Here is a 4789-nt window from a genome sequence, read left to right as displayed (position 1 = left end):
AATGGGATGTTCTGATTCGTGATGAAGCTACAAAAGAGGATATCCAGAATGAGTATATCCGCTTCTTACGTGGTATTTTCAAAGGGACAGAGCCTACAAAGTATATTCAGCTTGCATATCTTACAGGTATTTTACCGATTAAAAAGGAAAAAACTCAGTCTGCCTTAAACAATTTTGATGAATTTACCATGGTAAGTCCAAGTATTCTGGCGCAGTATATCGGATTTACGGAAGCTGAAGTACAAAAGCTGTCAAATAAGTACCATAAGGATTTTGATAAGGTAAAGAAATGGTATGATGGATATCTGCTGAAAGATTACCAGGTCTATAATCCCAGAGCTGTTGTCAGCGTAATGCTGAAGGGAGAATATAAGAGTTACTGGTCGGAAACAGCCTCTTATGAAGCGATTGTGCCTTTTATCAACATGAATTATGATGGTTTGAAAACAGCGATCATAGAAATGCTTTCCGGCTCATCCGTCAAAGTTAATACAGCAACATTCAAAAATGACACTGTTAATATTCAAAGTAAGGATGATGTACTGACTTATATGATCCATCTGGGATATCTTGGATATGATCAGACAGAAAAAATTGCTTTTGTTCCCAATGAAGAAATCCGCCAGGAACTGACTAATGCTGTAAAAAGTAAGTCATGGAATGAAATGCTTATGTTCCAACAAGAATCAGAGACTTTACTTGATGCAACGCTGGATATGGATAACGAAACAGTTGCTGCACAAATTGAGAAAATTCATAATGAATACGCTTCTGTCATCAGGTATCATGATGAAAATTCATTAAGCAGCGTATTAACCATTGCCTATCTGGGAACCATGCAGTATTATTTTAAACCGGTTCGTGAATTTCCTACCGGACGCGGATTTGCAGATTTTATTTTTATCCCTAAGCCTGAATATAAAAGTGTTTATCCTGCATTGGTTGTTGAATTGAAATGGAACCAGAAAGTGCAAACGGCAATACAGCAGATTAAAGACAGAAAATACCCATCCTCGATTTCAGATTATACCGGTGATATTTTGCTTGTAGGAATTAATTATGACAAGAAAAGTAAAAAGCATCAATGCATAATTGAAAAAGTGTAATAGCATCTGAAAAATATATATATAGAAGTGCGAAAGTCCGTAGAAAGATTATTCCTCCGGTATAGAAGTACATACAGTCAACGCATCACCGAAAGTTGGACTTACTTGATTTGGTTTAAATTTTGGCTGTCACCGTGACTGGGATTCAGAGGGCTCCTACCGTGTTGCGGGAATACTATGTCCTGATATCCATGTGATCATTTTTGAACTAAACGATGCGGTGAAGACATCCGGATCGGAATTTGACGTAGCGAAATAAAGGAGTTTCTTCTTAATGTATAATAGGTCCAACTCATCATAATCATTGAACTGAATAACGGAAAAATTAGCAAGTCCAGTAGACTACACATCAAATGTAGACTGCTGGGCTTTTTTGCGTTTATGGCTGATTTCTGGATTCTATTTCTGGGAATTGGCTTTAGTTATTTTGCCCAAAAATATACATATTTTAGCATCGGAATTTAGTGACCTTGTATGGTTAGTCCCGATCCATTCATCTACCCAATACGAAGTGTGTATGGAGTTCCTACCGGGCACTGTTACTATACTTTGATTTATCCGCGATTCTCATTATGGTCCTCATGATTGCGATCCTGTTTCAACGAAAAGTTCAGGGGAGCAGGACGAATGAACTGCTGATGGCACTTTATCTGAATGTATTGCTCACCACGATTTTCGACTTATGGTCAGAGGCATATAACGTCTGGTTCCTGGCACAGGATTCGGATCGAATATATAGAGCTGAATTTGTCCATGAAGCAGTGCATGCAGATGGATCTGACGGATAAAGTGCTTTATTATCTGAAAAAATACAATCTCAAGCCGGAACAGATCAATCTGGAGATAACGGAGACGGCTGCGAATACGACTCAGGACGTTGTGGAAGAGAATATCCGGGCGCTTTCGGAACAGGGCATTGCTTTTTCTCTGGATGATTACGGTACAGGTTACTCCAATCTCAGCAGAATTATTTCTCTGCCTTTTCGTATCGTTAAGATAGACAAGAGCATGACGGATAAGGTTTTTGACAGCAAGATCAGAGCAATCCTGAAATACAACATCCGCCTGTTGAAGGAAATCGGGATGGAAATCGTGGTGGAGGGGTGTGGAAACCGAAGAGGTTTTGAAGCAGTTTGAAGAAATGGGCTGCGATTTCATTCAGGGATATTATTTTTCCAGACCACTTCCCCAGCAGGAATTTGTGGAGTTTATCAAAAAAGTGGAATGGTGAAAGGAATAGGCAGCTATGCGCATGCTGCCTGCCTGAATCTGGGAGAAGCACTTTCCCTAGTTTAATCCATTCTCCGATATATCATCGGAAGTAACTTCGCCCCTCTTTTCATATGCTTCCAGGAGCTTGTCATATACCTTCTTAGCTTCTGTGTAGTTGTTAAATTGAAAAGTTGCAGAGCCACCAGCATTTGTCACATTCGCAAAATTATTTTTCAATGAATGATATTTATTTGCCGTTCCGGTATTGTACTCTACAACTTCGGCATAATACACATCATATTTACCATCACGATACCCCATAACCGGAACTTTTTTTCCAAGCACATTAGAACCTGTGATATCTACACTGCTCCAATAGATGGCCGGCTTTGAGAGGATATCTGTTGAAGAATCACTTTCTTTAACATAAATCTGCCAGGTCTTAGCCCCATAGTCATTCAGATCAAAACCGTGTTTTTTGGCATAATCCGTGAATTTTTGGGTTCCGCCATTCTGATCGTAATGTTCGTTAGAATTGAGGACTGTATATCGATATTCACTGCCTCCGCTCAGAATGACGTCCAAAACCTCCTTTGTCAGAAAATCTGCGGCAGATATGGAATTGATATGATTTTCACTGCTCCAGTTAAAAAAAACGGAACCGTCCATATAATAAACCTTACAATGTCCTTTTGCACGTGGCTTGTTAAGCCAATGTACACTGTCAGAAGAACTGACTCCTGCAATGACAAGTTTTTTCTGGTCTAATGCCCAACCATCCTTTGCCTGTTTCAGTGGTACGATACTCAGATATGTTCCATTTGCTGTGTATAGAGGTGAACTGGTATCCTGCTCCATTACGGCAAGCATCACCTCTGAGTAAGCTGTTCTCACGTTTGAAAGGTCAGTAGTTTCCCGGCTTTTTTCTATATAACCGGAAAACACAGGAGTTACCACCGCCACCAGAATACCAAGGATAGCCACTACAACTACAAGTTCCACCAGAGTGAACCCTTTTCTGTAATTTTTTTTCATACTGCTCTCTTTCTGTACATTTTTGTCTTATTATATATGATTTTCCATAGCATGGCGAGTTATTTTATAGGACGAATCTATTTCACAAAGAGTGCGGCAGCAGAGTAAAATGTTCTGTACAGTTTGTTCTTTTTCTACACGTTATAAAATTCCTTGTACCGCTGTGCGAACCGGCGCAGTCCTTCCCGGAGGGAGGTCGCAGGCTTGAAGCCGAAATCCCTTTCCAGCGCAGTGGTGTCAGAATAGGTGACCGGAACATCGCCAGGCTGCATGGGGACAAGCTTTTTGTGTGCTTCGAAATCATAGTCAGCAGGAAGAACCTCAGCGCGAATCAGCTCCTCCTGGAGGATGGTCACGAAATCCAGAAGATTTTCCGGGTGGTTGTTTCCGATGTTATAAACCGCGTAGGGAGGAATGGGAAGCCCGTCCTCCCCGTTCTTTTTCTCAGGGGCGCCCTGCATCACGCGTTTTACGCCTTCTACGATATCATCTACATATGTGAAATCATGTTTGCAGTTCTTTGATAGATTGATTATATCTTATTAGCCACTACTGTTACAACGTTAGTATAGCACTTCAGGTGGACCTACGAGAAGCTGGCTGAGAAAGGAATACGGCATCTTGGAAATAATCGGGTCCTTGGCTATGACGAGATTGACGGTGTCCTCACACCGAATAAGGACGCATGGGCGATACAGTTTATTTTCGAGGAATACGCCAAGGGGAAGTCGATAAGAAAGATTGCGGGTGAGCTGGAACAGCAGGGGTTCAAGACTCTGCGCGGATGCGATAGGCTTAGCGTTTCAGTAATCGAAGGGATTCTCCGAAACGAGATTTATAAAGGTGACCGCCAGCTACAGAAAGCACCCCATGTCGACTTACTCACACACAGACCTGAGCCGGGCGCAGAGTACAGAACGTACTACCTGGAGGCCGACCACGAGGGAATTGTGAGCAGAGAGCTGTGGGAGAAGGTTCAGGAGGTCCTTGCAACTCCGAAAACAACACGCTGCAATAAGAACTCCCATTTTCTGAAAGGGAAAGTGATCTGTGGGGATTGCGGCAAGCCCTATGTGAGAAACAGCAGAAAAAATGCCAGGGGTGAATATAAAACCTGGGATCGCAAAGGCCGTAAGGGCGGGGGTGACTGTAGAAATATCATATTGAAGGAAGATCAACTGCTTGAGTTGATTGAGAATAAGATAGGCGCTTCTGATGAAGAAACCTGTGCTGGAATTGAGCAGATTGTTGTTTTCAAGGATGGTCGGATTGAGATTAGGATGCGGGATTGACAATAGAATCGGGGTTGTTCAAAGAAAATTTACGATTGACATGATTCCGGATGCCCTGTGTGTTAGGATAGATGTCAGTGAAGCTTGAAAGTTTTTGTGGTAGTATATAGATAGCTATCACGGGAAGGAGCTTTCACTATGAAC

Annotated in this window: 6 protein-coding genes and 1 pseudogene; 5 read left to right on the top strand and 2 right to left on the bottom strand. The window is 41.8% G+C overall.

Features of this window, described 5'->3' with window-relative positions; genetic code table 11:
- The 4 genes from ACTNDS_RS16505 to ACTNDS_RS16490 form a co-directional block, all read left to right on the top strand.
- Positions 1 to 1106, top strand: a 1106-nt coding sequence (locus tag ACTNDS_RS16505) for a PD-(D/E)XK nuclease domain-containing protein (RefSeq protein WP_441036845.1), incomplete at its 5' end; no start/stop codon positions are given.
- 572 nt (positions 1107 to 1678) lie between these two features.
- Entirely contained in the window at positions 1679 to 1894 is a 216-nt protein-coding gene (locus ACTNDS_RS16500; protein WP_441036844.1) for a hypothetical protein, read from the top strand.
- Entirely contained in the window at positions 1878 to 2243 is a 366-nt protein-coding gene (locus ACTNDS_RS16495) for an EAL domain-containing protein (protein WP_441036843.1), read from the top strand. The genes ACTNDS_RS16500 and ACTNDS_RS16495 overlap by 17 nt, the downstream gene beginning before the upstream one ends.
- Positions 2230 to 2337 carry a hypothetical protein gene (locus ACTNDS_RS16490; RefSeq protein ID WP_441036842.1) on the top strand — a complete coding sequence of 36 codons (108 nt, stop codon included), beginning with the start codon at positions 2230 to 2232 and terminating at the stop codon, positions 2335 to 2337. Before ACTNDS_RS16495 ends, ACTNDS_RS16490 begins: the two co-directional genes overlap by 14 nt.
- A 56-nt stretch (positions 2338 to 2393) precedes the next feature.
- On the opposite strand, the gene ACTNDS_RS16485 is transcribed toward ACTNDS_RS16490, so the two are convergent.
- Together ACTNDS_RS16485 and ACTNDS_RS16480 are read right to left on the bottom strand one after the other, a co-directional pair.
- The gene (locus ACTNDS_RS16485; RefSeq protein ID WP_441036841.1) at positions 2394 to 3353 is read right to left on the bottom strand and encodes a type IV pilin protein; all 960 of its coding nucleotides are present in this window, start codon (positions 3351 to 3353) and stop codon (positions 2394 to 2396) included.
- Positions 3354 to 3487: 134 nt separating this feature from the next.
- A pseudogene (locus ACTNDS_RS16480) lies at positions 3488 to 3871 on the bottom strand (protein CapI); the annotation flags it as partial.
- A 78-nt stretch (positions 3872 to 3949) separates the two neighbouring features.
- Between ACTNDS_RS16480 and ACTNDS_RS16475 the strand changes: the two are divergent.
- On the top strand, positions 3950 to 4645 hold the full coding sequence (locus ACTNDS_RS16475; RefSeq protein ID WP_441036846.1) for a recombinase family protein: 696 nt from the start codon (positions 3950 to 3952) through the stop codon (positions 4643 to 4645).
- The last annotated feature ends 144 nt before the right edge of the window (positions 4646 to 4789 follow it).

It is taken from the genome of Blautia sp. HCP3S3_C12 (assembly GCF_052064155.1).
GTDB lineage: Bacteria > Bacillota > Clostridia > Lachnospirales > Lachnospiraceae > Blautia_A.
The sequence above is the reverse complement of the archived record's forward strand: the minus strand, read 5'-3'. Positions and strand labels throughout refer to the sequence as shown.